This is a genomic window from Rhizobium leucaenae USDA 9039, from assembly GCF_000426285.1.
In the GTDB taxonomy this organism is placed as follows: domain Bacteria; phylum Pseudomonadota; class Alphaproteobacteria; order Rhizobiales; family Rhizobiaceae; genus Rhizobium; species Rhizobium leucaenae.
Genome location: NZ_AUFB01000006.1, coordinates 192,615 through 217,842, shown reverse-complemented (window position 1 = coordinate 217,842; position 25,228 = coordinate 192,615). Strand labels below are relative to the sequence as shown.

Annotated in this window: 22 protein-coding genes and 2 pseudogenes; 15 read left to right on the top strand and 9 right to left on the bottom strand. The window is 58.1% G+C overall.

Features of this window, described 5'->3' with window-relative positions; all coding sequences use genetic code 11:
- Nucleotides 1-4 precede the first annotated feature (4 nt).
- Together K290_RS0111945 and K290_RS0111940 are read left to right on the top strand one after the other, a co-directional pair.
- Complete coding sequence (locus K290_RS0111945) at nucleotides 5-1,459, top strand: NAD-dependent succinate-semialdehyde dehydrogenase (RefSeq protein WP_028752144.1); 1,455 nt, start codon at nucleotides 5-7, stop codon at nucleotides 1,457-1,459.
- Between the two features lie 277 nt (nucleotides 1,460-1,736).
- Nucleotides 1,737-3,383 carry an acetolactate synthase large subunit gene (locus K290_RS0111940; protein WP_028752143.1) on the top strand — a complete coding sequence of 549 codons (1,647 nt, stop codon included), beginning with the start codon at nucleotides 1,737-1,739 and terminating at the stop codon, nucleotides 3,381-3,383.
- A 54-nt stretch (nucleotides 3,384-3,437) separates the two neighbouring features.
- Here the strand turns inward: K290_RS0111940 and K290_RS0111935 are convergent, their stop codons facing one another.
- Entirely contained in the window at nucleotides 3,438-4,820 is a 1,383-nt protein-coding gene (locus K290_RS0111935) for an ATP-binding protein (protein ID WP_028752142.1), read from the bottom strand.
- A complete protein-coding gene (locus K290_RS0111930; RefSeq protein ID WP_028752141.1) occupies nucleotides 4,817-5,539 on the bottom strand; it encodes a response regulator in 723 nt (240 codons plus the stop codon). The genes K290_RS0111935 and K290_RS0111930 overlap by 4 nt, the downstream gene beginning before the upstream one ends.
- Before the next feature lie 377 nt (nucleotides 5,540-5,916).
- On the opposite strand from K290_RS0111930, the gene K290_RS0111920 reads away from it, so the two are divergent.
- Nucleotides 5,917-6,534 (top strand): outer membrane protein, encoded by a 618-nt coding sequence (locus tag K290_RS0111920; protein ID WP_028752140.1) that lies wholly within the window; start codon nucleotides 5,917-5,919, stop codon nucleotides 6,532-6,534.
- Nucleotides 6,535-6,740: 206 nt separating this feature from the next.
- Here K290_RS0111920 and K290_RS0111915 read toward each other — a convergent pair whose 3' ends face one another.
- The gene (locus K290_RS0111915) at nucleotides 6,741-7,400 is read right to left on the bottom strand and encodes an EF-hand domain-containing protein (RefSeq protein ID WP_245276523.1); all 660 of its coding nucleotides are present in this window, start codon (nucleotides 7,398-7,400) and stop codon (nucleotides 6,741-6,743) included.
- 653 nt (nucleotides 7,401-8,053) lie between these two features.
- On the opposite strand from K290_RS0111915, the gene K290_RS0111910 reads away from it, so the two are divergent.
- The gene (locus tag K290_RS0111910) at nucleotides 8,054-8,812 is read left to right on the top strand and encodes a hypothetical protein (protein WP_028752138.1); all 759 of its coding nucleotides are present in this window, start codon (nucleotides 8,054-8,056) and stop codon (nucleotides 8,810-8,812) included.
- Nucleotides 8,813-8,843: 31 nt separating this feature from the next.
- Here K290_RS0111910 and K290_RS36195 read toward each other — a convergent pair.
- Nucleotides 8,844-9,198 (bottom strand): annotated as a pseudogene (locus K290_RS36195) (iron chelate uptake ABC transporter family permease subunit); the annotation flags it as partial.
- Between the two features lie 363 nt (nucleotides 9,199-9,561).
- Here K290_RS36195 and K290_RS0111890 point away from each other — a divergent pair.
- The 3 genes from K290_RS0111890 to K290_RS0111880 all read left to right on the top strand — a co-directional run bounded on the left by K290_RS0111890 (nucleotide 9,562) and on the right by K290_RS0111880 (nucleotide 13,578).
- Nucleotides 9,562-9,945, top strand: a complete 384-nt coding sequence (locus tag K290_RS0111890; RefSeq protein WP_028752137.1) for a response regulator — start codon at nucleotides 9,562-9,564, stop codon at nucleotides 9,943-9,945.
- A 193-nt stretch (nucleotides 9,946-10,138) separates the two neighbouring features.
- Nucleotides 10,139-13,168, top strand: a complete 3,030-nt coding sequence (locus K290_RS35855) for a PAS domain S-box protein (protein WP_161631243.1) — start codon at nucleotides 10,139-10,141, stop codon at nucleotides 13,166-13,168.
- Between the two features lie 8 nt (nucleotides 13,169-13,176).
- Nucleotides 13,177-13,578 carry a response regulator gene (locus K290_RS0111880; RefSeq protein WP_245276522.1) on the top strand — a complete coding sequence of 134 codons (402 nt, stop codon included), beginning with the start codon at nucleotides 13,177-13,179 and terminating at the stop codon, nucleotides 13,576-13,578.
- A 52-nt stretch (nucleotides 13,579-13,630) separates the two neighbouring features.
- Here the strand turns inward: K290_RS0111880 and K290_RS0111875 are convergent, their stop codons facing one another.
- The gene (locus tag K290_RS0111875; RefSeq protein WP_028752135.1) at nucleotides 13,631-14,434 is read right to left on the bottom strand and encodes a dimethylarginine dimethylaminohydrolase family protein; all 804 of its coding nucleotides are present in this window, start codon (nucleotides 14,432-14,434) and stop codon (nucleotides 13,631-13,633) included.
- 331 nt (nucleotides 14,435-14,765) lie between these two features.
- Nucleotides 14,766-14,975: a dodecin gene (locus K290_RS0111870; protein WP_028752134.1), complete on the bottom strand. Its 210-nt coding sequence runs from the start codon at nucleotides 14,973-14,975 to the stop codon at nucleotides 14,766-14,768.
- 309 nt (nucleotides 14,976-15,284) lie between these two features.
- On the opposite strand from K290_RS0111870, the pseudogene K290_RS34090 reads away from it, so the two are divergent.
- The 3 genes and pseudogenes from K290_RS34090 to K290_RS37895 all read left to right on the top strand — a co-directional run bounded on the left by K290_RS34090 (nucleotide 15,285) and on the right by K290_RS37895 (nucleotide 17,765).
- A pseudogene (locus tag K290_RS34090) lies at nucleotides 15,285-16,014 on the top strand (response regulator).
- Nucleotides 16,011-17,279, top strand: a complete 1,269-nt coding sequence (locus tag K290_RS0111860) for an ATP-binding protein (protein ID WP_028752133.1) — start codon at nucleotides 16,011-16,013, stop codon at nucleotides 17,277-17,279. Before K290_RS34090 ends, K290_RS0111860 begins: the two are co-directional and overlap by 4 nt.
- A 315-nt stretch (nucleotides 17,280-17,594) precedes the next feature.
- On the top strand, nucleotides 17,595-17,765 hold the full coding sequence (locus tag K290_RS37895; RefSeq protein WP_154668583.1) for a hypothetical protein: 171 nt from the start codon (nucleotides 17,595-17,597) through the stop codon (nucleotides 17,763-17,765).
- A 98-nt stretch (nucleotides 17,766-17,863) separates the two neighbouring features.
- On the opposite strand, the gene K290_RS34085 is transcribed toward K290_RS37895, so the two are convergent.
- Nucleotides 17,864-18,775: a hypothetical protein gene (locus K290_RS34085; RefSeq protein WP_051264016.1), complete on the bottom strand. Its 912-nt coding sequence runs from the start codon at nucleotides 18,773-18,775 to the stop codon at nucleotides 17,864-17,866.
- Nucleotides 18,776-18,996: 221 nt separating this feature from the next.
- A complete protein-coding gene (locus tag K290_RS38295) occupies nucleotides 18,997-19,260 on the bottom strand; it encodes an invasion associated locus B family protein (protein WP_425337591.1) in 264 nt (87 codons plus the stop codon).
- On the opposite strand from K290_RS38295, the gene K290_RS37705 reads away from it, so the two are divergent.
- The 5 genes from K290_RS37705 (at nucleotide 19,141) to K290_RS0111820 (ending at nucleotide 22,926) form a co-directional block, all read left to right on the top strand.
- Nucleotides 19,141-19,566 carry a curli assembly protein CsgF gene (locus K290_RS37705; RefSeq protein ID WP_425337590.1) on the top strand — a complete coding sequence of 142 codons (426 nt, stop codon included), beginning with the start codon at nucleotides 19,141-19,143 and terminating at the stop codon, nucleotides 19,564-19,566. The genes K290_RS38295 and K290_RS37705 overlap by 120 nt on opposite strands.
- A gap of 271 nt (nucleotides 19,567-19,837) precedes the next feature.
- The gene (gene queC / locus K290_RS0111835; protein WP_028752132.1) at nucleotides 19,838-20,548 is read left to right on the top strand and encodes a 7-cyano-7-deazaguanine synthase QueC; all 711 of its coding nucleotides are present in this window, start codon (nucleotides 19,838-19,840) and stop codon (nucleotides 20,546-20,548) included.
- Complete coding sequence (gene queD / locus K290_RS0111830) at nucleotides 20,548-20,904, top strand: 6-carboxytetrahydropterin synthase QueD (protein ID WP_028752131.1); 357 nt, start codon at nucleotides 20,548-20,550, stop codon at nucleotides 20,902-20,904. Before queC ends, queD begins: the two co-directional genes overlap by 1 nt.
- Entirely contained in the window at nucleotides 20,901-21,638 is a 738-nt protein-coding gene (gene queE, locus K290_RS0111825; protein WP_028752130.1) for a 7-carboxy-7-deazaguanine synthase QueE, read from the top strand. Before queD ends, queE begins: the two co-directional genes overlap by 4 nt.
- A gap of 244 nt (nucleotides 21,639-21,882) precedes the next feature.
- A complete protein-coding gene (locus K290_RS0111820) occupies nucleotides 21,883-22,926 on the top strand; it encodes a FecR family protein (RefSeq protein ID WP_028752129.1) in 1,044 nt (347 codons plus the stop codon).
- Between the two features lie 83 nt (nucleotides 22,927-23,009).
- Here K290_RS0111820 and K290_RS0111815 read toward each other — a convergent pair whose 3' ends face one another.
- Nucleotides 23,010-25,181 carry a CHASE2 domain-containing protein gene (locus K290_RS0111815; RefSeq protein ID WP_210311489.1) on the bottom strand — a complete coding sequence of 724 codons (2,172 nt, stop codon included), beginning with the start codon at nucleotides 25,179-25,181 and terminating at the stop codon, nucleotides 23,010-23,012.
- Nucleotides 25,182-25,228 lie beyond the last annotated feature (47 nt).

The window sequence follows — 25,228 nt, the reverse complement described above, 5'->3', positions numbered from 1 at the left end:
TCCCATGAAGCTCAATGATCTCTCACTATTTCGTCAAGCGTGTCCGATTGCGGGCAATTGGATCGAAGCGAAGGATCATCAGGCGACGACGATCCGCAATCCGGCCACAGGCGAGGTGCTCGGCGCAGTTCCGGATCTAGGTGCGACGGAAACCGAGGAGGCAATCCGGGCCGCCGTGATCGCCCAAAAGCTCTGGGCAAAGAAGACCGCGGGGGAGCGCGCCACCATATTGAAGGCGTGGCACCGCCTGATGATCGAAAATATCGATGATTTGGCGATGATCCTGACGCTGGAGCAGGGAAAGCCGTTGGTCGAAGCCAAGGGTGAGATTGCCTATGGTGCGAGTTTTATCGAATGGTTCGCCGAGGAGGCGAGGCGCATCAACGGCGAGACGATACCCGGCCATCAGCAGGATAAGCGGATTCTTGTCCTGCGCCAGCCGGCAGGCGTCGTCGCTGCCATCACCCCCTGGAATTTTCCAAATGCCATGGTAACCCGCAAGGTCGGCCCGGCACTTGCCGCCGGCTGTGCGGTCGTTCTCAAGCCGGCGCCGCAGACGCCTTTTTCCGCCATCGCGCTTGCCGTTCTCGCGGAGCGCGCGGGCCTGCCGCCAGGCCTTCTCAATATCGTCACCGGCGATGCCGCGGCAATTGGCGGCGCGTTGACTGCAAGCCCGGCCATCAGGGTTTTGACCTTCACCGGTTCCACGCGCACGGGCGAACTGCTTTATCGGCAATGCGCGCCTTCGATCAAGAAACTCGGTCTCGAGCTTGGCGGCAATGCCCCGTTCATCGTGTTTGACGACGCCGATCTCGACGCTGCGGTCGAGGGTGCGATCATCGCCAAGTTTCGCAACAACGGGCAAACCTGCGTTTGCGCCAACCGCCTGTACGTCCAGGATGGTGTCTATGAAGCTTTTGCAGCCAAGCTCGCCGCTGCGGTTGAGAAACTGACGGTCGGCAACGGGCTGGATCAGAATGTCGTCCTTGGCCCGCTGATCGATGAGAATGCCGTTCTCAAGGTTGAGGCGCATATTCGCGACGCGGTGGCCAACGGCGCTGAGGTCATCTCGGGCGGCAACCGTCATTCTCTCGGCGGCAACTTCTTTGAGCCGACCGTTCTTCGCAACGTCGATGACAGCATGCAGCTTGCTCGCGAGGAGACCTTTGGACCGGTCGCGCCGCTCTTCCGCTTTCGCGACGAGAGCGACGTCATAGAACAGGCAAATGACACCGAGTTCGGTCTTGCCTCCTATTTCTATGCACGCGAATTGTCACGCGTATTTCGCGTGGCGGAAGCATTGGAATACGGGATGGTTGGCGTCAACACCGGCCTGATTTCCACCGCCGAGGCTCCCTTTGGAGGTGTGAAAATGTCCGGTTTGGGCCGCGAGGGTTCACGCCACGGCATCGACGAATATACGGAACTGAAATATGTTTGCTTGGGCGGTCTGGGGTAAAGCTTTCGGACGACCACGCCTAAAGCGCCAATTCAGCTCGCGATAATGTTCCGTCAATCTCGCCAGAAGGCCGAGTTGAGCCCGCTCAATTGGCAGGCACCCAAATTAAAACGCCCGCAAATTCGTCCGGTTACCTGCCCCATTCGACATGGACCCTTCAAGCGCGGGACCAAACTACGATTGGACTACTTCCCAAAAGAAGCTATCTTCAAGGTCTTCTTCTTCCAATTCGGTAAGCCTCGACCGATCGACCGCCAACCAGCACGGACCTCCATCCATGACCAAAGGCTCTGATCTCCTAGTGGCCGCACTTGAGAATGAAGGTGTCGACCGCATTTTCGGCATTCCGGGCGAGGAGAACCTCGACGTCGTCGAATCCATCCGCAGATCGTCGATCCAGTTGGTGCTCACCCGGCATGAACAGGCAGCCGCATTCATGGCAGCGACCTATGGCCGCCTGACGGGAAAGCCGGGAGTCTGCCTGACGACGCTTGGACCGGGGGCCCTGAACCTTTCGACCGGCGCCGCATACGCGCTGCTCGGTGCGATGCCGATGGTGATGATTACGGGTCAGAAGGGTGTCCTCTCGTCTCGCCAGGCGCGGTTTCAGGTCGTCGACGTGGTCGCATCGATGAAACCGCTCACGAAACTGGCGCGGCAGATCGTGTCGCCGCAGATGATACCCACAATGGTCAGGGAGGCGTTCCGGATCGCCCAGGAAGAGAGACCGGGGCCCGTCCATCTCGAACTTCCGGAAGATATTGCAGCCGAAGAATGCCAGGACATCGCACTCATCGCGCCGCACCAGCTCGAACTGCCGACGGCAAGCGACGCGGCGCTGGATCGGGCGGCCGGTCTCATCGCTGCCGCCACGCGTCCGCTTCTGATGTTCGGAGCTGCGGCCTCGCGCCCCCGCTCGACATCAGACATTGCGCAGTTCGTGATACGAACCGGCATTCCGTTCTTCACGACGCAGATGGGCAAGGGAACAGTTCCGGGCGGCACCGAGCTTTACATGGGCACCGCCGCGCTCTCTGAACGCGACTATGTGCATGAGGCGATCGAGCAGGCCGACCTCATCATCACCATCGGTCATGACACGATCGAAAAACCGCCTTTCATCATGGGCAAGGACGGTCCGCATGTGGTCCATGTCGGATATCAGCCCGCAACCGTCGAACAGGTTTATTTCCCGCAAGCGGAAGTTATCGGCGATATCGGGCCGTCGCTCAAGGCACTGGCGGATCGCCTCGAGGGCAGGCTGCCGAACGCGCAGGCACTTTTCCACTTGCGGCAACGCATACTCGAACGTATCACGGCGCGGGCGACGGAGGATCGTTTTACGCCCCAGCGCCTAGTGCACGACATTCGCGAAGTGATGCCGCATGATGGCATCCTCGCGCTCGACAACGGCATGTACAAGATTTGGTTCGCCCGCAACTACCGGACGCGGATGGCGAACACGCTGCTGCTTGACAATGCTCTTGCCACTATGGGAGCGGGACTTCCATCGGCGATGGTTGCCTCGATGCTCTATCCGGAGCGGCGCGTCATGGCGATCTGCGGCGACGGCGGCTTCATGATGAACTCCCAAGAGCTGGAGACGGCTGTCCGCTTGAAACTGAACCTCGTGATACTCGTGATCGAGGACAATGCCTACGGTATGATCCGCTGGAAGCAGGCCGTAGACGAGTTCCCGGATTTCGGGATGACCTTCGGCAATCCGGACTTTGTGAAATATGCCGAATCCTATGGCGCCAAAGGAACCAGGGTCGACGACATCGGCCAGTTCAAGCGAGTTCTTGAAGATGCATTCTCAGGATCCGGCGTTCATCTGGTCAACGTCCCGGTCGATTACTCGGAAAATGAGCGCGTGCTGGTGAAGGAGCTTCGGGAACGGCTTCCTGCAATATTGGAGACGTGAGATGCGCCTCGCCCTGAAGGTCTGAGAGGCTGAAACCCGCGGCGTCAGGCACACTCAGATGATCGAAGCTGTGCTGTCGGAAATCGCCGAAAGGCGGCCATCGCCGCCGTCACGCACGGGCGGAAGAATGATCTCCACCACAAGACCATTCGGCGCCCGATCCAGCAAGGTCAGTTTTCCGCCATGACCTTTCCTGATGATGCCCTCGGCGGTCGGAAGGCCGAGACCAAAGCCGCCTCCCACTCCGGTGGTGCGAGCCTCATCCGCTTTGAAAAAGGGCTCCAGCACCCGAGTCTTGAGCTCATCCGTCAAGCCCGGACCATTGTCGCTCACTTTTACAAATATCCCTTCGTCGCCCCGGTCCTGCAAATCGATATCGATTTGGGTCGCGTAACGAGAAGCGTTTTCAACCAGATTGGATATCGCCCTCGTAATCGCCTCGGATTTGCACATATATTTTAGCCGCCGAGGCCCGGAAAACCGGACATCGATGCCGGTTTCCGAGAAGTCCGTCGCAATCGTTTGCAGCAGGCTCGAAAGGTCCACTTTCCGAGACGGCACGTTGTGACCAGCGTTTGTGAGAAACGCCAGACTTTCATTGATCATGCCATCGAGCACTGTCAGATCGTGGAGCATCTTGCCCTGGAGCTCCGGCTGCTCGCAGCGCTCCACGCGCATGCGCAATCGCGTCAAAGGTGTCCTGAGATCGTGGCTGATCGAACTCAGCATTCGCGTCCGACTTTCCGCCATTTGCAATATGCGGCTGCGCATTGTGTTGAGCGATGCGGCGAGGCTTCGGATCTCGGAGCTGCCTTCCGCCACGAACGGTTTTTCCAGACTGTCGTCGGTACTTGCGCGTTCCGCTGCCGCCGCAAAGCGGCCCATCGGCCTGATGATCAGCCAACTGCTGACATAGGCGAGCACGATCAGCGGAATGACGATTTTCAGAATTCCGCTCGCCACCGCAGGGAAGAACCACAAGGACCGAGAAAAGGTCGGCATATGGAAAACAAGAGCCCGTTCCTGATCGATTTTCACGATGAGGGGAACGGATGCTACTTCCTTATCGAAGAGGTGACGCAGACCGTCGAAGAAGTCGTCTTCCAGAGCGCGTCGCGTTCTCTGAAGAATGTCGGCCGATGACGCCTCCGCCTCGTCGCGCGGAGATATCTGGCTCGCCGGCAGTTTCTCCACCGAGATCTGCAGTCTCGTGGCCAAATCCAAAGCTGCCGCCTCCTCTTCAGGAGATCGAGCGTCTCGGAATTGGTCGACCACGCGCTCGATCCGTCCCGCCAGCAAACCGATCGCCATGCCTTTGTCGTGACGACCGTAGATAAACGGCTCGGTCGTCGCAGCGACCACGGACACGAGAACGATCAGCAAAAGCGCCAGCACGAGGATCTGCGTGCGGATGGAGGCCGTGCGGAGGCTTTTCACGGCAATTTCTCCACCGCGGCTGCGAACAGGTAGCCGCCCAGCCGGACCGTCTTGATGAACGCCGGATCCCTCAGGTTCGGTTCGATCTTCTGCCGTATCCGGCTGATGTGGACGTCGATGCTGCGTTCAACGGGTCCTGCCGATCCGGCATGCGTCATGGACAGAAGCTGGTCGCGGGTCAGCACCTTGTTCGGATTGGTGCAGAACGCCCAGAGAAGGTCGAACTCAGCGGTTGTCATCGACACTTCATCGCCTTCGGCGTCGAAGAGCTGCCGGCTGTTGGGATCGATGCGCCATCCCGTAAAAGTCAGTGGCCCGGATACTTCTTCTTCTCGCCGGGAAAACGATGCCCTACGCAGAATGCTTTTGATGCGGGCGAGCAGCTCGCGAGAGTTGAATGGCTTGGTGACATAATCGTCGGCACCCAGTTCAAGCCCAAGAATGCGATCGATATCCTCCCGCCGTGCCGTCAGCATCAAAATGGGAATGGACCGCGTGGCTCTCAGACGCATGCAAATGCTGAATCCATCCTCACCGGGCAGCATGCCGTCGAGAACGATCAGGTCGAACTTGTGAAAACGGAGCAGCCGGTCCATTTCGGCGCCGTTGGCAACGGTTTGGGCAGTGAAGCCGTTGTCTGTCAACAACTCGACAAGCATGGCCGCGATATCGGCGTCGTCTTCGACGATAAGGATGTTGGATTGCTCGTAAAGAGCCATTTCAAGTGCCTTTCCGTGGTTCGAGTGAGCCCTCGAACCTCCGTCGTTTCAGCAATGATTATGTTTGCATGCGGGTAGGTCACGCCAGCAACTCCGATGACTGGAAGTCATATAGATAGCAAAGGAATTCGTGGCGCTGTGTTTGGAAATGTTGAGATATGTTGCGGCGCTGATGGATTCGGCGCCCATCGAGAAGGGGCATTGCACGAAAATCGCGATCTGGTTCGGCCATCGGACAGCCTTCGCAAACGTCCTCGCAACATAACTTAACATCAAAAGACACTGCGCAATCTCCGCTCGAGGCATGGTGCATCGTCACGAGCGGGTCGAGCGTTTTGCCTCGCCCTCTCCCTTGCAAAACAAGATGGGGCATCCCTATGGATTTCAGAATATTCGCTTTCGGCGCTTTCGTTCTCTCCCTGGCCGCGCCGGCTATGGCTGCCGACATAACCTTTGAGCAGTCTACACCGCAGCCGGAGCAACAGAACTTTTCGGGCTTTGATTGGTCTGGCTTTTATCTGGGTGCCCAGGGCGGGTACACTCGGAACAAAGCGACCTATTTGGGCCTGGATCAGAACCTCAACAGCGGATCGGCCGGTGTTCATGCCGGCTACAACTTTCAACATGGAAATATCGTTTACGGCATTGAGAACGACTTCAACTACAACTTTGAGAAAGGCAACGAAACCAATCTCGAATGGGACGCCTCCGGCCGCGCCCGCGTGGGCTACGCGCTGGATCGGAATCTGATTTTCGCGACGGCGGGTCTTGCGGCTGCAGGCGGCAAGATCGACGTACCCGCAGTCGGCAAAAAAGATGATATCCTAATCGGCTGGACGGCAGGCGGCGGCATCGAGCACGCGCTCACCGACAATATCCTCATTCGCGGCGAATATCGCTACTCCGATTTCGGAAACAAGGACTTTGGCACTGGAATTGGAAAAGTCTCGGCCGACCAGCAAAAGATTACCATTGGTGCAAGCTACAAATTCTGAGGGAACTGCTCAGCAGATTTTCTAATCGCTGCTTCGCCCAAATTATCTTGGGCGAAGATGATGGACGTCGAGCTGCCGATTATATGGCAGGCAACTATCCGTAAAAGAACGGCCGGCAAACTTGAGCGCGAAGGTGATAACCCTTCTGGCTCAAGTTTGCCGACAGATAGAAACTACGAAGTTTAAACTGCTGCCGTCATTTCCAATCAGACGGTCAGCAGGTCGCTCGTCGTCGTATCATCCTGGTAGTTCGAGCTGAACAGCGAGCTGAAATCCGGAGCCGGCGGCGGTCCAGCCTTCATCGCGGTCTCGAACTGGCTCTCCGTCAGGGAACCCGAACCTGACGTATCGAGGCTATCGAACATATTGGTCGCCTGGTCCTCGCTCACGTCGGACGGACGCGCGGCGACGAATTCGGCTTCGCTGACGCTGCCGTTACCATCCGTATCCATTGCGCTGAACATGCTGGAGATCTGGCTGTCATCAGGCGTTTCCCCAGAAGGTGGTGCCGGCGGCTGTCTATTGGCCTGCATTGCGCTTGCCAACTGGTCCGTCGTCAACGATCCGGTATCGCTGGTATCGAAGCTTTTAAATAGCGAAGTGGCCTGATCCTCGCTGACATCGGACGGACGCGCGGCGACAAATTCCGCTTCGGTGATGCTGCCGTCGCCATTCGTATCCATCGCTGCGATCATATCGCTCTGGCTGCCGCCTTGACCGATACGGCCGCTAGCCTGTTGAGTAGACGATGCGCTGCTGGAGCTGTCATCCGAATCCGAGGTGGAATCGTCGCCCGAAGCGTTGGCCTGCAGATTGAGCATGATGTTCATGAGCTGCGAAACGAGCTGCTCGGCCGTCGATATCAAGGACTGATCGTCTGTCGAAGAAGACGAAGAGGAGGAGGATGATGAGCTTTTGCTGGACGAACTGCTGCCGAGAATGGACGCCACAGAATCGTCCGATGAGGACGATGTCGAGCCGGATCTTTGATATTGATAATAATTATTGGATAAAACAGAGGAAATGCTCGTCAAGGGGGCCTCCAGATGCGAGCGTTGCACGGACTCTGGTTTTTACGCTTACATGGTTCTACGCTTGCCATGCCGCATTCGATGGACGCGACAGTGCCTCTTTCGAGATCAATGCAGACGGATAAAGTTGCCGAATACTGGAGGCCAAGCTTGTTCTGGGTCCTCGCTTGCGCCGATGCGCGACCGAAGACGGACGAACGGATAGGCCATGACAGTTGCCGCCCTCATGGCGTCATCGGCAGTCCGCATTCTCGATCTGGTACTCCCCAACAGCCCGACCCTGCACAGGCAAACTTGCGCGAACCTTGTAAAGTGCCGCTACATTCCATCCATTGCCGCAGTGTCGCGCCTGAGAGAGTGAAGGGCGACATCAGGTCGCCAAGCCGAATTCGCCAGAAACAAAATTCAATAATTCGGCACACACAGAAACAACGAATCTCCCTAGATTCTGCCGGGGGCGCTTTCTGCGGAAAAGGGATATTTGGCGAATGACGGAAAATCGGCTTGTCTTCATAGCCACCCCTTGTTTTGGCGGCATGGTCGCCAAGGACTATATGCAATCCATCATTTCGCTGATGCAGGCCGGTGGGCAGTTCGGTGTGCAATTGACGCTGGCGTTGCTCGGCAACGATGCGCTGATCACCCGCAGCCGCAACACGCTGGTCTCGCATTTTCTCAATGATACGGCGGCGACCCATATGCTGTTCATCGATGCGGACATCAGCTTCGAACCGGAGCAGGTGATGCGGCTGTTGAATGCCGACAAGGATGTCGCCGCCGCCATGTATCCCATCAAGGACTACGACTGGAGCAATGCCGCGAAGGCACCCTCACGGAGCGCTGAAACTCTGGCGGAAGCGGCGTTGCATTATGTCGGCACGCCGCTGACCGGTCCGGGTGCCGAACGGGATGGCGATTTCATCACCGCTATCTATGCGGGCACCGGCATGCTTCTCATCAAGCGCGCCGTCATCGAAAAGATGATCGCCGCCTATCCCGACCTGCGCTACGACGCGATCCACGCCTATCCCGGCACCAAACGCACGCCGGCCACGCAATATGCGCTCTTCGAGTGTCTCATCGAGGAGGAAACCGGCATCTATCTCAGCGAGGACTTTGCCTTTTGTCATCGCTGGCGAGCTCTTGGCGGAGAGATTTGGCTCGATACCGGCAGCAAGCTCAGCCACACCGGCGCCCATCGTTTCGCCGGCAATCCTCGGCCGCGCTATGACGCGATGGGGGCCTGAAAAAGGCAAACGATCCGTCCACGATTGCTTCTCAGCCTTTTCTTCGCATCATCATCATGAGGAAAGGTGCGCCGGCGATCGCCGAGACGAGGCCGGCCGGTATTTGGTATGGCCAGACGATGGCCCGGCCGATGAAGTCCGCAAACACCATCAGCGCGCCGCCGATGGCGGCTGCTCCCACCATTTGCGGAAGAGCGCACGAGCCCCGCTTCCCTTGCCAGATGCGGCCCCATAAGGCCGATGAATGTCAGCGGGCCGACGCTCAAGGTGGCGGCCGCGCTCATCGGGCCCGCAAGGCCGAACAGCGCGAAACGGGATTTGCGTACCGGAACGCCAATGGCTGCGGCCTGTGATGGGCCGAGCGGCAGGATGTCTTGCCAGCGCCGGCGAGGAAAGCAGCGGCGGATGCGGTCTTAGCTGCCCGCTGCCGCAGCGACGGCGATAGGCCGCAACCAAATTACTCGTCTTTGTCTGATTGAAATCGCCGCCGGGCGTTTCGCAAACGCGGGCCTCCCCGCAGCGACACAAAGGTGGCATTATGTCTGAAGTGCGTCTGGTCGACCGGCAATTCCGCATCCATGCCGTCCGAACATACAAGCCAGATGGCGGCAATATCTGCGGCGGCACCGTTCTTGCGTAAATCGACGTGACGGAACCATCCTGACGGATGAATACTTCCAGATGAATGCTTCCATAAATGGAAAAACGGCTGACAGCGCCTAGATAATTATGGAGGAGGAAAATGCACGATGAACGTATTGATTGTCGAAGACGAGGGACTCGTCGCCCTACAACTTAAGAAAATAGCCGCCGATGCAGGGTTTGCGGTGCTCGGCCCGGCATCCGGAGTCGAGCAGGCTTTGGCCTATGCCAGGCGGGCCGACATTGCCTTGGTCGATGTCGGCCTTTCGGAGGGAAAAAGTGGCCCTCAGCTCGCCCGCAGGCTTATCGATCGCTTTCATACAACGGTTATTTTCGTAACCGGAATACCCGAGGCGATCCGGCACGGATTCGGTGGGGCCTTCGCAATTATTCCAAAGCCGTTCAGCGATAAGCAAGTTGCCGAAGCTCTGGTGCGTGCCCGCGACATGCGGATGGGCCGGGAAAATCAAACCACGTCTCACGGGACGTGATGCTGCGCAGCGGTCGATTATTTCGACAAAATGCTTCGACGATCAAAAGATAGTCGAAGTCCGCTCCTGTGATGTCGTCTAACTTTATGGCCGTGTTGAGGAATTTACTTTCTCCATAAGTGGCTCGCGCAAATGGAACCTTTCACCGGCACCGGCATTATCGTCATTATTCTGCCTAGGCGGGGGGATGGCGATGAGCATAGAACAAAATTCAGCGCCAGCCTCGCCAAGTTTCCTGTCCTTTGTCGGGAATGCAACTGCATTGCAGGTCAGCCAAGACTTCATCGAAAGGCTGCCCGTGGCAATTTATGCCTGCGATGCCGACGGTCGTATTCTTTGGTTCAATTCCCTTGCCGCAACGTTATGGGGCCGCGCGCCTCTCACTGGCGATGACAGCGAGAGATATTGCGGTTCATACCGTCTCTACATTGGTGGCCAGCAAATTCGCCGGAATGAAACGCCGATGGCAGCCGTGTTGCGCACCGGCATTCCGATGCAGGGAGCCGAGATAAGGGTAGAGCGACCTGACGGCTCTTCGGTTTGGGCCATGGTTCACATCGAGCCGGTGGAAGATGAGACGGGCAAGTTGATCGGGGCCATCAACTGCTTTCATGAAACCACAGCCCTTCACAACGCAAAGGAAGATCTCTCCAAATTTTTCGAGAACGGCGCTGTCGGTCTGCATGTTCTCGCGGATAATGGAACCATACTGCGCGCCAATCAGGCCGAACTTGCGATGCTTGGCTATGCTGAGAGCGAGTATGTCGGTTGCAACATAAGGGATTATCATCTCGACCAGTCAGTTGCCGGCGACATTCTCGATTGCCTGCGCAATCACCGGCCGATCAGGCAGTATCCGGCGAGATTGCACGCAAAGGACGGTTCGGTTCGCCATGTACTGATAACGTCGAACGGCCGCGTACGCGATCGCGGAACAATCGGCACACGCTGCTTCATGATCGATGTTACCGATCGGGCCGCGGCCGAAGCTCTCCTCCACGAGCAGGAGCGCAGGCTTGCGACCACGTACGAGCACGCGGGCAGCGGCATTGCAGAGATCGATGCCGACGGACGATTGTTGCGCGTCAACTTGCGGCTTTGCGAACTGATGGATTTAACCGCCGATCAACTCATCGGCCGCTCGATCTTTGACGAAGCGTTTTCCCAGGACGTCGAGCACGATCGCGAACAGTTTCGGCGCCAGGTTGCAGGTACCATCGATCGATACTCCGTCGAGAAGCGAGTTTCCCGGAAGGACGGCAGTTTCTTCTGGACGTCGGTCACATCATCGAGCGTGCGCGATGCAGACGGGCGCTTTCTCTACGCCGTGCGCGTCCAGCACGACATCAGCGAGCGCAAGCAGGTGCAGGAAGAACTCGCCGCCCGCATCCAGGAGCAGGCTGCACTTTACCGGCTGACCGATAGGTTGCAGCATGCGCGATCTTTGGGCGATGTTTACGAATTGGCTCTGGATGCGATTCAAGAAGCGTTGCGCTGCCAGCGCTCATCTATCCTTTTGTATGACAGCGCCTCCATTTTGCAATTCGTGGCTTGGAGAGGGTTGTCAGATGCCTATCGCGCGGCGGTCGAGGGCCATTCGCCTTGGAAGGCGAATGAGGAAAATCCTCAGCCCATCTATATCGCAGACATCCGGCAAGCTGCTCTTCCGGAAGTTCTCAAGAACACCATTCTCGCTGAAGGGATACGAGCAATAGCCTTCATTCCTCTGATGGATAGCGGGAAGCTCCTCGGCAAGTTCATGGCATATTTCGATCAGCCGCACGTCTTCATGGATGGAGAGACTGATGTCGCCTTGGCGCTCGCGCATCAGCTTGGGTTCGGCATCGAACGCATGCGGGCGCAGAAAGCGGCCCAGCATTTGGTCTCAATCGTCGAATCTTCGCACGATGCGATCGTGAGCAAGAATCTCGATGGCATCATTACCACCTGGAATCGCAGCGCTGAACGACTTTTCGGTTATACGGCCGATGAGGTGGTCGGCAAGTCGATTACCATCATAATCCCGCCGGACCGGATGGATGAAGAGACGGAAATTCTAAGGCGTATCCGCACCGGCGAGATGATCGACCACCTCGAAACCGTGCGCCGCCGCAAGGACGGCAGCCTTGTCGATATTTCGCTCACCATATCCCCGGTCCGTGACGCCAAAGGGCGGATCGTTGGAGCCTCCAAGATCGCCCGCGACATTACCGAGCGCAAGGAAGCCGAGACCAAGATTCGAGCCAGCGAGCAGCAGCTTCAAGATCTCCTCGCAGCCATTCCGACGGCAATCTATACGACGGATCCAAAGGGCAAGATTACATATTTCAATCAGGCGGCGGTGGACTTCGCCGGCCGCGTCCCGAAGCTCGGCAGCGACAGGTGGTGTATCAGCCCGAAGCTCTATTGGCCGGATGGAACACCGCTGCCGCATGACAAGTGCCCCATGGCGGTCGCCCTTCAGGAGAAGCGGGCGGTGCGCGGTGTCGAAGCCGTGGCGGAACGGCCCGATGGCACGCGTGTTCCGTTTATTCCGCACCCGACGCCGATCTATGACGCGGATGGCAACATCGTTGGCGGCATCAACATGTTGGTGGATATCAGCGAGCGCAAGCAAGCCGAGACACAGCAGCGAATGCTGCTCAACGAACTTAACCATCGGGTCAAGAACAACATGCAGATGCTGCAGTCTTTGCTTTCAAGTGCCGCAAGGCGCAGCCAGAGCGAAGAGGCGCGCCACATTCTTGAGGATGCGACCGGCAGGATCAGCGCGATGGCCGCCGCCCAGCGTGTATTGTACGATACGATCGACGCAACACGATTCAGCCTGCCGCAGTTTCTCGACGCCGTCTGCGTTGCCGTGCAGCAGACCCTTCCATCATATGCCAAAATCACCCGCAAGGCTGATGCCGGCGAGCTTCCCAACGATGCCGCAATGCCGCTTGCTCTGATTATCAACGAGCTGGTCACCAATGCCTTCAAGCACGGAGGGACCGGAGATGCCGAGCTCAACATTCGGGTCTCACTTCTCCAGGAAGGGGACGCCGACATTCTTTCAGTCGAGGACGATGGGCCGGGCTTCGAACTGAACTCGGTGCGCCACAGATCATCGGGCCTTCGGCTGGTCGAAGGCCTTGCCCGCCAACTCGGCGCCACCTTTGCCGTAAGTTCAGGTTCGACGACGCGCTGCAGTGTCGCGTTTTCGCGAATGGCGGAGAGGTAGGCCTGGCCTTGAGCAATAGTACCATTCTCATTGTCGAAGATGATTTTTTTATCGCCATGGACGTCGAGGCTACCCTCGTTGCTGCGGGATATTCATTGGCGGGCATCGCCGCCTCGGCCGAGGAGGCGATCCGCCTTGCCGTTTCGCGTCAGCCGGCCCTGGCGATCATGGACATAAGGCTTGCGGGCAAACGCGACGGCGTAGATGCGGCGCTGGAGCTCTTCAAAGACCACGGTATTCGCTGCATTTTCGCGACGGCTCACGCCGACCACGAGATCGTCCAGCGGGCGGGCCCGGCCTGCCCGCTTGCCTGGCTTCAAAAACCCTATTCGATGACATCCTTGGTTAACGCGGTTCAGAAGGCTTTGAGCGAGGTCGCGTCAAAGTCCGGTGACCAGGAAGCCAGTTAAGGCCGCCGGGCACGAGTGCCATGCGTAGGAGATCGCTGCGACTCCATCGAGACTATTCGCCCTTGCGATACCAGCGCAGCGACAGGCAGGAGAGCCCGGCATCGATCCTGCCGATTTCAGCGGTCTTCATCGCCACGATCCGATAGCCCAGCCTATCGAGCATATCGAGCGTACGCGGATGCTCGGCAGGAACCATGAGGACGTCATTGACCCTCAGCGCATTCGCAGCCGCCTCTTCGCCTTCCGGAATGATGATCTGCTTGAAATCCTTGAAGACGCCGGATCGTGCAAGGCGGGCGGTCGAGAGCACCGTTTCCTCGTCCAGCAGCGAGCAGTCGGTCTTGAAATGAAGCACGCCTTCGGGCGTGGCAACCAGCTTCGCCTTGCGGCCAAGCTTGTCGATGCAGACGGCGAGAGCTTCGGCGCCGGTCTTGTCGGTTCGTGCCGAAAGGCCGATCATGACACCTTGCGGCGTCGTCAGAACATCGCCGCCATCCACATATCCATCACCTGGGAGATCGAGGACGGTGTCGAACATGTCACGCAAGGCGGGTGCGATTGCCGCGGCTTCGCCCATGCGGCTTGCAGCACCTGGACGAAGCAGGATCGCCCCTTCGGTAAATACGAGTGCGGGGTCCTCGACGAAGATGGAGTCGGGAAAGGCTTCGAGTGCCAGCAGGATGGTCACGCGAACGCCAGCGTCGCGCATGGCGGCGATATAATCATCATGCTCCGCCTTAACGCGCTCATAGGTCGGACTGGCGTGCTCCCCGGCACGCAGGCCGTCAACGACCGAGCGCGATGGTTCGCGAACGATGGCGGAGTTGAAATGATAAACCGAATTGCCTGAGGACATTTCCAAAAATACCTTATTTTGTCGTTCAGCGGGTTTCTATCGTGCTTATCGACGGCGGTCGATAGCTCCTGTCCGCAGCCCGCATCTGCCGGAGCCAGCTCGTGTTTCGTGCTCGGCCGCTTCACGCCGACTAAGGCAGCAATTCTCGGATGACAGTTGCGGATGGGCGCTTCGAACCAGCTTTACAGACAGAGCGCGTCACCCTCTGCCAGTAAGGATGGTATCGGTCTAAATTTTCTGCGACGTTTGAAATTCAAACGCACGCATCCCGGGGGGCGGCGCGAGCCCCCGCGGCCAATTCGCGCGCAGCAGGAACGAACTGTTCAGCGCATCAATCGTCGATCCGGAAACCGACCTTCATCACCACCTGATAATGAGCGACCGCGCCATCCCGGATGTGCCCTCTGATTTGATCCACCTCGAACCGGTCGAGATTTCTCATGGTCTTCGAGGCTCGCGAAATCGCAGTTTCGATCGCGTCGTTCACCGAGGTTTTGGAACTGCCGATAAGTTCCACTTTCTTATAGACATGATCGTTCACGTTATCCTCCCAGCGTCGTAGAGACTATGTTTGGCTCGAACTCCGGACCGTGTTCGTGTGGCCGGCTCACGAAACGTCTGCTGTTGCAGGCGCCTCGCACTCACGATCCGGCAACAGTGGTCCTTTGTCAAACGGTCGGGGCCGCGCTCAAGGCAGTTGAGAACCAGACCTGTTTTTTGCTCAACATTTCCGACGTCAGGATTTTTGTAAACCAATGTTTCCGGCGCGAGATTTCGCTGGTTTCGTCCGCGAAAAACCTTCTTTTGGAGAGGAGTTCGTATAAAAGCCTTAAGAAATGGAACGATGGCTATGACTGTGACCGCCGCGTCTGACATCTTGATTGTCGATGACGACCATGAAATTCGCGCGCTTCTGAGCCGATATCTCGAGGAGCAGGGCTTTCGCGTCTCGACGACAAGTGATCTTCGCGGCTGCAATGACGTGCTCAATCGGCGCGCGCCGGATCTTCTCGTTTTGGACGTCATGCTGCCCGATGGATCGGGCCTTGATCTTTGCCGCGATCTGCGAAACCGCCGCCCCCGTGTCCCGGTCATTCTCCTGACTGCTCTGAAGGAAGACATAGATCGGATCTTGGGGCTTGAGATCGGTGCGGATGACTATCTCGGCAAGCCGTTCAACCCGCGAGAGCTAGCAGCGCGCATCCGCGCGGTCCTGCGCCGTAAATGAGGACATCTCTTCGGAGCCGGAGCAGCGCCGCTTTCATTTTGCCGAGATGACGCTCGATCCGCAGCTTCGCCGCGTTACGAGGGATAATGGCGAGATTATTTCGCTGACCGGAGCTGAATTCGATCTGCTCAAGGCCTTTATCGAACGAGCCGGGCGGTTGCTGTCCCGAGACCAACTGCTCGACCTGACGCAGGGACGCGATCGCGATCCGGCCGATCGTTCGATCGACGTGCTGATGAGCCGATTGCGTCGCAAGCTGGGAGAGACGGCCGAAGAGCCGGTGTTCAGAACTGTTCGAAACGGCGGTTATCAGCTCGTTGTCCCGGTAACGGCTGTCAAGAGCGATCCATGAAGTCTCTCGGCGCCCGCCTGGCGCTTCTCTTGCTGACGGCCATTGTTCTGGTGGTTATCACCTCCTCCTTCGTGGCGAGCCTTGTGATGCGAGGGCCCAAGCCGGAAAGCACCATGGAGCCGATGGCGCGCCAGTTATCCATACTTGCAAAACTTGCGGAGGCCGACAGGGCTGCGGCGATCTCTGCTGGCGTAGTTATAGCTGCTGTTCCCGCCGGCGGGCACAGCGATGAACCGCTTTCCGGATTTCTGATGGAAAGCCTGCTTCGCACTGGGGACCCCCGGCCAGCGATCGTATCCCGCCCATCGTCCCGTGCCACGATTGCCTCTCTGAGGCTCCCAGACGGCAATTGGATGGTGATGCCGATCCCGGAACTCGGTCCACCGCCCGGCGGATGGAAGAATCTCGCGGGCTGGCTCGGCCTCATCATCACGGGAAGCGTGCTGATTTCCATATTTGCCGCATCGAAGATCATGAAGCCGCTTCGCCTGCTTGAGCGGGCCTCGGCCGAGATCGGCCCGGACGGAACGCTGCCGCACGTTCCGGAAACCGGTCCGGGTGAAATTCGCGTCACGGCACGGGCGCTCAATGAACTGTCAGCCCGAGTGAAAGCTGCCACCGAGAGCCGAATGCGACTGGTCGCGGCCGCCGGACATGACCTTAGAACACCCATGACGCGCATGCGGTTGCGTGCTGAATTCATCAAGGATGACGAAGATCGGCAGAAATGGCTCGCCGACCTCGAAGAACTCGACACGATCGCCGACAGCGCCATCGGCTTGGTGCGGGAAGAAATCTCCAGGGACAGCCTGCAGTGCGTAAGGCTCGATACGATCGTCGCAAATATCGTGACGGAGCTCACATCGATGGGCATGGCAATCAAAGCCGGCGAACTGCAGACCGTAACGATTTGCGCGGGCCGTTTGGCGATCACGAGGGCGCTGCGCAATCTCCTGATCAACGCTGCGACGCATGGTGAATCGGCAATCGTCGCGGTCACGCACACCGGCGACAAAGCCATGGTCACCATTGTCGACACAGGACCTGGTATTCCCGAAGGCCGCCTGAGCCAGGTCTTCGAGCCCTTTTTTCGCATCGATATCGCACGGCAGCGGTCTTTCCCAGGCGCCGGCCTCGGAATGGCCATCGCCAAGGAAATCGTTTCCAGGTTCGAAGGCGAGATCACCGTGCGCAATCGGCAGCCGAGGGGATTGGAGCAGGTGGTCACATTCAACAGCCGTGGCGATAAACTCGCCGCCGGTTGAGAGCCGCCGTCATCCAATATCGGGCGACCGTTTCAGTCTCAGCGCCGATTGTCAAACATAGGCTGCCCGTTCGCGCGCCGAATCTCCATCGAAATTGGTTGACCCTATGCCGTCACTTTCGTCCGAAAGCGATGTTGGGAGCGCAATAAATAAATTCGGGAAATCCTTAAGGCGCATTTCTAATTAGCATTTCTGCAAGTATTCACATCTTTAATCGATTAAAATAAATTCAATCGTTTAAACGTTTTAATACTCTAATTTACAAAGCATTTCTGCCGTGGCATTCAAAGAATATCAACGGCAGGGGAGGCCTCGATGCAAGAGCGTGAAACCGTACGGAAAGAAATACCCGTACATGTAGTCGATCGTCTGGAAAATGAATGGCGGCTGATGCAGGTCGAGCGCTCGCCTGTAAAGCTGGTGCCTGGGCTCGATGGGGCCGACAAGATAACCTCTGTGCCGGGCACCGGCCTCAATACGCGCTGAGCACCATCGAGCTTTGCCGCGCTTGGGCAGGCTTCATCTCCTTGAAGCCCTGCGCTTGGGATCCGAATCCATCGGATCCCGTTCGGCGCCCTCTTCTTTTATGCGGAAATTGCCAGCGCGCGGGGAAGAAGCTCTTCGCCGAATTTGGCTGAATAACCAAGCTGGCCGAGCACTGTTTGGCTGACTGTATCGACGATTGCGTATTTCTCGGCTTGATAGTTCCAGTATTCGGAGACGAAGTTTCGGGAAAGCCAGAAACTGCTTTTTCCAGGGGCACCGGCCCAGCCGACGCTTCCGAGTTCTGTCGCCTGTTTCAAAAGTCGCTTCAAATGCGCGCTCGAAATCATGAACTGACTCTGGATGACCTTCGGTGAGATCGGGCCGATCAGGACCTTGTCCGAGGTGGGATCGAGCTTGCTGATTCGGGAGATCAGATAGTCCATCACCACGCCGCCGGAGGTCGCCCAGTTGAACAGAGCGAAGGTTACGCCCGGGTTCTTCAGGCTTTCGCTGTCGAGGATCATCTTGGCGATCTTAGGCTGCATGCGCAGCACCGAACTGGGATCGACGGTCGTCCTTGCCATCCTGTCGCCGCCGTCAAGCGCATCCAGAACCAGCAGATGCGTATAGATCCAGCGGGCCATGTATTCGCGGGTCGTTTCGGTGGGCTCAAGTAAGGTGATGCGGCGGTCGGAGCTGCCGGCGACCGGCCGTACGAAGCGATAGGCGATCATTTCCTTCAGGAATGCCGCCGCCGTATTATGGCTCGCGATTTTATACTTGACCGCGAAATCGACAAACCGGCCGCTATAGAGCCCCGGCGTGGGATCGTCGGGATAGCCGAGAAAGAGAGCATAGCCGGCATGCGCCAGAAGCCACCTTTGCTGCGCGGCAAAGATCGAGGCGATGCGCGGGTTCTCATCATAGATCGCCATAAGTTCATGTGCGCTGTGCAATATAGCGGACAGGAAATCTTCGTCTTGACTGAGTTCTTTTGCTGTGAAGGCCATAAGCGCCAACATTCTTTCAATAATTTAGGATTGGCTAGGTCATGCCTTAATATTCGATAATTATAGGCTTTAAATACTAAATATTTGTTTGCCTTGCCTGATAAGAGTTTAGCTTAAGAATAAAGCTTAAGGCGTCAAGCGAGGTTATATACCCAAATAGGATTACCCGCCTGCCGCTATTGCGATGCAGGCGGGATCATGTGCGCTTGGCGGGGGTGGAGTTACTTGCCGCGGTCTGCGGCTTTCATCGCCGCGAATGCTTCGGGAAAGCCGTCGAGCGACAGCTTGATCGGTATGTTTTTCCCATCCGGAGTCGTCACGGTCACGGTGGCGGCGGGTTTCGTCTTCATGGCATCGAGGAGGGCATTCTCGACATTGGTTTCGACGAGGCAGCCCTGCAACGTACAGCGGCTTACGTCCATCGTCGCACTGGAGGCGCTGTCATCGCGATCGCATCGATTGCCAGTGCTGCTTCGGCTTCCCAGTTCGTCTACAAGCCAATCAATCCCGCTTTCGGCGGCGATCCTCAGAATGGAAGCTGGCTGCTGTCGCAGGCGAGTGCGCAGGGCAAGGCCGCGGAAGGCTCCAGCAGCCCGGGATCCTCCATCGATTTTCCCAACTTCGGCAGCACGACCCAGCCGACGTCCTCGTCGACGACAACGCTGCCTGACGTCAACACCAATACCAACACCACGCCAACGAACCGATCCTATCCGGACTGTATCGACGCTCGGCGTGGCGGCAATCATTTTCAGAACAGGTTTCGTGATCGAGGCAGTGTCGAGCGTTGAAAAGCCGGAACGGCTCGCCTGCTTAACAAAAGCTGGCGAAGTCCAGATAGGTTTCTGCGGCAAAACTTGTCTGAGCAACAAAAATGCCAATAATCACGGTCGAGATCGATTTAGATGGAGCAGCGGCCGTCGCCGACACCGGCGGCGAACTCATTTTGGTGATCGCGCGCCTTGCTTCTGACAGGGTCTGCTGCTAGTGACCCCGGCATAGCTTTTGAAAGCTCAACTATCCGGTCGCAGCCCACCCGGTCAAAACAAGGGACCTCAAATTATGAAGACTATCGTCATCTGCTCCGGCGGATTGGATTCCGTTTCGCTCGCCCATAAGGTCGCTGCCGAACATCACCTTATTGGCCTCGTCTCGTTCGATTACGGCCAGCGGCACCGCAAGGAGCTGGATTTTGCTGCTGCCTGCGCCGCTCGCCTTGGTGTGCCGCATCACGTCATCGATATCACGGCCATCGGCGCACACCTGACAGGATCGGCCTTGACAGATAACGTCGAGGTGCCGGACGGACACTATGCCGAGGAAACGATGAAGGCGACCGTCGTCCCGAACCGCAATGCCATCATGCTCGCGATCGCCTTCGGCCTTGCCGCCGCGCAGAAAGCGGATGCGGTCGCCGTTGCCGTTCATGGCGGCGATCATTTCATCTATCCGGATTGCCGGCCGGGTTTCATCGACGCGTTTCAGCAGATGCAGAACCACGCTCTCGATGGTTATGCCAGCGTTTCGCTCTATGCGCCCTATGTGAACATCTCCAAGGCGGACATCGTGGCCGACGGCGCGAAGAACGGCACGCCGTTTGCCGAGACCTGGTCTTGCTATAAAGGCGGCATGCGGCACTGCGGCCGCTGCGGCACCTGCGTCGAACGGCGCGAGGCCTTCCATCTCGCCGGTGTCGACGATCCGACGGAATATGACGATCCGGATTTCTGGGTGGCTGCGACGGCCGGCTATTCGGCCGAGGAGGCGAAGTAATGTTCCGCATCACCAAGCAATTTCATTTCTCCGCCTCGCATCAACTCACCCATCTTCCGGCCGATCATCAATGCGCCCGGCTGCACGGGCACAACTATATCGTCGAGGTGGAGCTTTCGGCTGCCGAGCTCGATGCCGACGGTTTCGTCCGCGATTATCATGAGCTTGCGCCGCTGAAGCGCTATATCGACGAGCATTTCGATCATCGTCATCTGAACGAAGTTCTCGGTCATGACCGTGTGACATCGGAATTTCTGGCCAAGCACTTCTATGACTGGTGCAAGCAGCGTCTGCCCGAGACATCGGCGGTGCGCATCAGCGAAACGCCGAAGACCTGGGCGGAATATCGGCCATGAGCGAGGCACGCGAAACCACGATCCGCGTCAGCGAGATATTCGGACCGACAATCCAGGGCGAGGGGGTACTGATCGGGCTTCCGACCGTGTTCGTCCGGACCGGCGGCTGCGATTATCGCTGTTCCTGGTGCGATACGCTGCACGCGGTCGACAGCGAATATCGCGATCAATGGCAGCCGATGTCGGTCGATGAGATCTGGCAAGAGGTGATCCGGCTTTCCGGGGGGAAGCCGCTGATGGTGTCGCTCTCGGGCGGTAATCCGGCGATCCAGCCGCTCGGGCCCCTGATCGCTCGCGGCCATGATCAAGGCTACAGGTTTGCGCTGGAAACGCAGGCGAGTATCGCAAAGGCGTGGTTTGCCGATCTCGATGTGCTGGTGCTGAGCCCCAAGCCGCCTTCGAGCGGCATGGCAACGGATTGGGATGTGCTCGCCGACTGTCTCTGCTCTGCGGCCGACGGACCGCAGATTGCATTGAGATTCGTCGTTTTTGACGATCGCGACTATGCCTATGCACGCGATGCCGCCACTCGCTTCCCGCATCTGCCGGTCTATCTGCAGCCCGGCAATCACACGCCCCCTCCGCCTGAAGCGGATGACGCGACGATCGATATCGACGGCATTATGGATCGAATGCGCTGGCTCGTGGACAAGGTGACATCAGACGGATGGTTCGAGGCGCGGGTCTTGCCGCAGTTGCACGTCCTTCTTTGGGGCAACAAGCGCGGCGTTTAGTGCCGCTGCCTCAAATCCTTCGATTTCGCAATGGGCGCATAGTACAAACCTGCTCGTCCCAGGCTTCTCCGAAAAAATCGGCAAGATTTTCTATCGGAAAAGTTGCGTAGAGTGTTCTTTCGCGCTTGTTTTTCGGCTAAGCCTAATCCGGAAATAGCTCATACTGTATCGATTGTAGTCAGAAAGGATGATGGGACGTTCAAGATTATCCTATGGTAAAACATAGATAATCTTGGAGGATGGGATGTTGTATCCGCGTGACGCCGCGATCGCTGTGCTGAGCGTCATACTGCTTGCTCCGTTGCCTTCGAATGCCGCCGAGAAGGTCGGCGAGGCGGTACTCATTAAAACCGAAGTCACGGGCGCGGGCGGTCCACTGGCGGTCGCTGATCCCGTGCATCGGGACGAGCAAATTCGCACCTCCATTTCGGGCTTAGGACAGTTCACGTTTCGCGATGGCACGAAATTGGCTGTCGGAGCCGGCTCTTCGGTTGTCATCGACAAATTTGTCTTCGACGACTCAGGCGCGGTCAAAAAACTCACCATAAATGCGGCAAAGGGTACTTTTCGCTGGATGAGTGGAAATTCGAACCACTCGGCCTATCAAATCGTGACGCCGGCCGGAACGATCGGCGTGCGCGGAACCGCGTTTGATTTTTATGTCGGCGCCAACGGCACGACGGCAATGGTTCTGTTGAACGGCGCCGCTCAATTTTGTGGCGCGGGCGGCTGCCGGCAATTGAAGGCACAGTGCGATTGTGTGGTCGCCAAACGCAATGGCGAGATAAGTGATCCGCGCCGGGTCAATCGCGATATTCTCAAGACGCTCGGAAACCAGAAAGCCCTGCCGTTCCTGTCCGGTGATCAGACGCTTTCGGGCAGAATGGCTTTTGCCGGCGGTGGCGATTGTGGTTTATCGACGGCGATGAGAGACCGGCCCAACGGCATATCGCCGCGCAGCGCTCCGGCAAACAATCCGGCACCGTCACCGCCTGATACGCCTGGCCCACCCAGCACGCCGGAATCGCCGCGCGCCGAGGCGCCCGCTGCACCAAGTACCCCCGAAACTCCCAGTACGCCGAACGTCCCCAACACGCCAAGCACGCCTGACAAGCCTGGCAAACCGCACGAGCATGATCACGACGAAGGCAAGCATCATGATCATCACGATCACCATGGCAGAGGCGACCATGGCTGGGGTGATCACAACTGGGGCGACGACGACGGTCATGACGGCGATCATGGCGACCATGGCGACCATGATGACGGCGGGCATCACCATCGGTAGCATGGACGCTTTTGGAGCCTGAAATCCAGTCCGCTTTCAATGATGTCATTTGAAAGCAGCATGGGCGACGGCGGCGAAATCAGCTAGATGTCGGCGGCCTTGTCGGCAGGTTCGTCGACAAAGTGTCCGGCCCGGCGCGAAATCTGCCTATAAAAATCCTGCAGCAGTCCCGTCGCCGCAACCTGCGCCTTGAGCTTTGCGGCGCTGACGAGTTTTCGGCTATTCGTCGATCGTACGCGCAGGGCATCGACAAGGCGCCTGTGCACGGCTTGAAGTTCGACAAATTCGGCAGATCTCGCCAGGCGCGCATCGCCGACCACCGCAAAGAGTTTGGTTCGCATGCTCTTACCCTTCAGTGTCAGCGCTCCCGCTTCGAGCAGAGCACAATCGGGCAGCAAGCCTGCTGTCGGCTCGGATACCAGAATGTCGAAATTGATATCCTTGCAGGCAGATTCGATACGCGCGGCAATGTTCACGGCATCGCCGACTGCGGAGTAATTGAAGCGTGTCTCGGCGCCCATATTGCCGACGCAGGCAAGCCCGGTATGGATGCCGATCCCGATGCCGACCTTCCGCTCGTCTCCGAAACCGAATGCGTCGCTGTTGTTGAGGCGGGTGAGCGTTTCCCGCATGCCGAGAGCCGCATGCACTGCCTTACCGGCATGGTCGGAGACATCGACGGGAGCGTTCCAGAAAGCCATGATCGAGTCGCCGATGAACTTATCGAGCGTGCCGTCGTTTGCGATGACATGGTGGCTCAGCGCATCGAGCAGCGTGTTCAGAAATGCAACGACGGCGCTTGGCGTCATTTCCTCGCTGATCTGAGTGAAGTTTCGCACATCGACGAACATGACAGTCAGCTCGCGCTCATCTCCGCCAAGGCGCAGGGCATCGCGGGTATGCTCGATGCGATAGAGCAGCGATGGCGAGAGATAGTGGCCGAATGCCCGCCGCACATCGCGCCGTTCCCGGTCGGTGACGAGAAAGCGGAATGCCGTGGCAGCGAAATGCGTGATCGATCCCGCAACGATCGGTGCCAGCGGGTCGAAGAGAAGTCCGCCATAGAGGAAGGCGATCCAGGAGGCGACAAGGGCAAGGAAGGTGATCAGCAGGCCGCAGGCGAGGGCGACGGCCGGATTGACGAAGGTGGTGAGGATTACCAGAAGGCTGCCCAATACGGCGATGGACAGGATTTCCAGCCCATCCGCCCAATCCGGCCGGGATAGGAAACGGCCGGAAAGGATCTGCTCGACGATCTGCGCATGGATGGAGACACCCGGAACGTTCTCGCCAAGCGCCGTCGTGCGGACATCCTGAAGGCCGGAAGCAGAGGTTCCGACGAAGACGATGCTGCCTTCGATGGCGTTTTTGATATCGGCGGAGGGCGCTCCGTTCGCGAGCACCTTGCTTGCGGAAATATACCGTTCCGAAGTGTCGTGGCTGACATAGAGCCAGAGCTCCCCCGCCGCTGTTACCGGCACCACGAAATCCCCGATCTTGACCCGCGTCAGCGTGTTCGGCTTGTCCGGCGCCGCGTCGAGGATGTAGGTGGAGGCTCCCTGTGCGACACGGAGCGCTTCGAGCGCGAGATTGGGATAAAGCCTCTTGCCGTCGCTGAGGAAAAGCGGGACCGCGCGCACCACCGCCGATGATGCGCCCGGATTGAGGCTGATATGGCCGATGCCGGCGGCATTAGCCTCCAATAGCGGCTGCAGAGGCGTCGCCGCCTTGATTGCCGGCGGCGCGCCGAAGGGATTTTCGCCGGTATAGGCAAATCCCGCCTTGACCGGCGGCAGATAGTTTCCTTCGTTGGAGAGGCCGACGCCCAGCACCACGGGCCGTCCGGACAGCGATCGGGAAAAGATTTCGTCATTGTCCGGCAGTTTGCCGAGCAATGTGGGATCGACCCCGGTGACGTCACGAACGACATTGCGAGGCGAGAGGCGATCTGGCTCGGCGAAAAGGACATCGAAAGCGATGGCGGACGCGCCCATATCGGAAAGCCTGTCCACAAGGGCGGCAATCCGGTTCCTTGGCCAAGGCCATTGACCGAACTCGCGCAGCGACGCTTCGTCTATGTCGATCACCCGAACAGGCTGGTTTTCGAATGTCCGGGGCACCAGGCGCTGATACTGGTCGAATGTCAAATCACGGGCGAGCCTCAGCAACTGAGGGTCGCTGGCCCGCAGGACCGTAAGCGCTGTGACAATCGCCAGGCCGATAACGACGCCAATTTGCTGCGCGCGCGTCACCATTACGGTGTCAGTCCCTTTGCCTCTTATCCTCGGCAACAAGTAGCAAT